General features: G+C 75.2%; 1 pseudogene. It reads left to right on the top strand.

Annotated features, from left to right (window positions below):
* Positions 1 to 2,500 (top strand): annotated as a pseudogene (gene mobF, locus E4P43_RS19665) (MobF family relaxase); the annotation flags it as partial.
* Between the last annotated feature and the right edge of the window lie 204 nt (positions 2,501 to 2,704).

The following is a 2,704-nucleotide window of genomic DNA, read 5'->3' as shown; positions in this document are numbered from 1 at the left end:
GCGCCGCTGGCGGGCGAGGGCTACGAGGCCTGGGTGGCCGGCCGCGACCCGGACACCGGCAACCCACGGGGGCGGCTGCGCACCGACGAGCGGGCGGTGCGCTTCGTCGAAGTGGTAGTCAACGGCCCGAAGTCCTGGTCGCTGGCCGCCGCGATGCACTACGACGTCGCGGACGCCTACGACGCAGCCCAAGACCGCGCCGCCGCCCAGATCATCGGCTGGCTCGCCGGCCACGCGACGACCCGGGTGGGCCCGCGCGGCGGCCAGGTCCAGGTGCCGGTGGAGGTGCTGGAGGCGGTGACGGTGAGGCACTACACCTCCCGCGCCGGAGACCCGCACCGGCATCTGCACCTGCAGATCGGCGCCCGGGTTTTCGCCGCCGAACAATGGCGCGGGCTGCACACAGTCGGAATCCGCGACTCTCTCGCCGCCATCAATGGAATCGGGCACGCCGCGGTGGCCTGCGATCCGCAGTTCCGGGCCGCACTCGCCGCGCACGGCTTCACCCTGGATGCGACTGGAGAAATACCGGAGCTTGCCGCCTACGTCGGCCCGTTCAGCGCAAGGGCGACGCAGATCGGGCGCAACCTGGACCGCTACGAGCGCAACTGGATGGTGGCGCACCCCGGAGAACAGCCCGGTCCGGCGCTGCGGCGGGCGTGGGATGCCCGCGCCTGGGCCGAGGGGCGCCCGGACAAGGTCATCCCCCGCTCCGGGGCCGACCTCGTGGCGCGGTGGCGAGCCGAGCTGGGGGCGTTGGGCTATCGCGATCCGGCCCACCCCGTCTCACTGGCCCCGACCCCCATCGGCGCGCTCGACCGCGAAGCTGCCGTCGACACCGTGCTGACCCGGCTGGCCGCCAGCCGCTCGGCCTGGAACGCCGCCGACGTCCGCGGCGAGGTCGAGCGGTTGATCGCCGCCGACGGCATCGTCGCCCACACGGCGGTGCGCCTCGAGCTGGCCGAGGACCTCAGCGCCCGCGCTCTCGACCGGTGCGTTCCCCTGGTGGACCGGGAGGGAGTGCCCGAACACGTCCGGTCCTGGACCTCGCGACCGGTGCTCGCCGTGGAGGCCGACCTGCGCATCCGGTTCGCCGCCCGCGCCGGTCAGCCACCGCTGGGTGCACCGCCGTTGGCGCCGCTGCCGGCTGGCATTGTCCGGGGCCTGGACGCTGGTCAGGCCGCGGCGGTCGCCGTCCTGGCCGGCGACCGGCGGTTGATGGTCGTGGAGGGCGCGGCCGGGACGGGCAAGACCACTACGCTGGCCGCTGCCCGTGACCTGCTGCAGCGGCAGGGACGGCGGCTGATGGTGGTCACCCCGCTGAAGGCCGCCCAGGCCGCCCGCGCGGAGGTGGGCGTGACCACCGGGTCGGCAGCGTCCCTCGTCTTCGCCCACGGCTGGCGATGGAACGAGCACGGCGAGTGGACCCGACTCGTCCTCGGCGAGGTCGACCCGGTCACCGACCGCATCCACACCGGGCCGGCGGAGGGGAGCCGGCTGCGGCCCGACGATCTGCTGATCGTCGACGAGGCCGGCATGGTCGACCAGGACACCGCCCGCGCTCTGCTCACCCTCGCCGACGAGGCCGGGGTGCGGCTGGCGCTGCTGGGCGACCGCCACCAGCTCGCCGCGGTCGGCCGCGGCGGGGTCCTGGACCTGGCCACCGCTCAGGTCGACCCGGCCGCCCATCTCACTCTGGAGTCGGTGCACCGCTTCATCCGCACCAACGGCACCGGCCAGTCGGTTCCGGACCGCGAGTACGCCGAGCTGACGTTGGCGATGCGGCGGGGTGACACCCCGGGTGAGGTGTTCGACGCCCTCCTCGCCCGCGGCCGGATTCACCTGCCCCGACCACGTCGCGCTGCAGGACGCCCTGGCCGCGATCGCCGCCCACGAGCATCGGGCGGCCGTCGTCGCCGTGGTGGCCGACACCCGCGAGCAGGTCACCGAGCTGAACGCCGCCATCCGCGACCGGCTGGTCGCCGACGGCCGCGTCGATGACGTCCGGGTGGTGATCACGCGGGCGGGGCAGCGGATCGGCGCCGGCGACCGGATCGCCACCCGGCGCAACGACCGGAACCTGGAGGTGGCCAACCGGGACACGTGGACCGTCACCGCGGTCGGCCGACGAGGCGGGCTGCTGGTCACCTCCGACACGGCCACCGGGGTCGTCCCCCGGGGCAATGTCACCCCGGCCGGCGCACCAGTCCGGGTGCTGCCCGCCGGCTACGTCACCGACCACGTGGAGCTGGCCTACGCCACCACCGCGTACGGCGTGCAGGGGAACACCGTTCCCACCGCGCACGTGGTGATCGGCGACCAGACCGGCGCGGCCTCGGCCTACGTCGGCATGACCCGCGGACGGGTGTCCAACACCGCGCACCTCGTCGCCGCCGACGTGGCCGAGGCCCGGGCGCAGTGGATCGCCGTCTTCGGCCGCGACCGGGCCGACCTCGGCCCCGGCCACGCCGCCGAGCTGGCCGCTCGAGAGGCCGCCCGCGACCGCCAGGACCGGTCGCCCGACCGGACGGCAGCCGCTCCCCCGCGGCCCGTCGTGCCGGTACCGAGCGTCCCCCGTCCCGAGGCGGAGCGGCGGGGACCATCCCTCGCCCGTGGGGGCGCCGCGCCGGGCATCGGTCGATGAACATGGCCGCCTCCACCGAGTGGCGGCGTCGGGCCCCGACCCCAGCACCAGGAGGAGAAC

The organism is Blastococcus sp. TF02A-35 (assembly GCF_004571075.1).
Lineage (GTDB): Bacteria > Actinomycetota > Actinomycetes > Mycobacteriales > Geodermatophilaceae > Blastococcus.
Note: the sequence above shows the minus strand (reverse complement) of the source record. Positions and strands in the feature narration are given on the sequence as shown.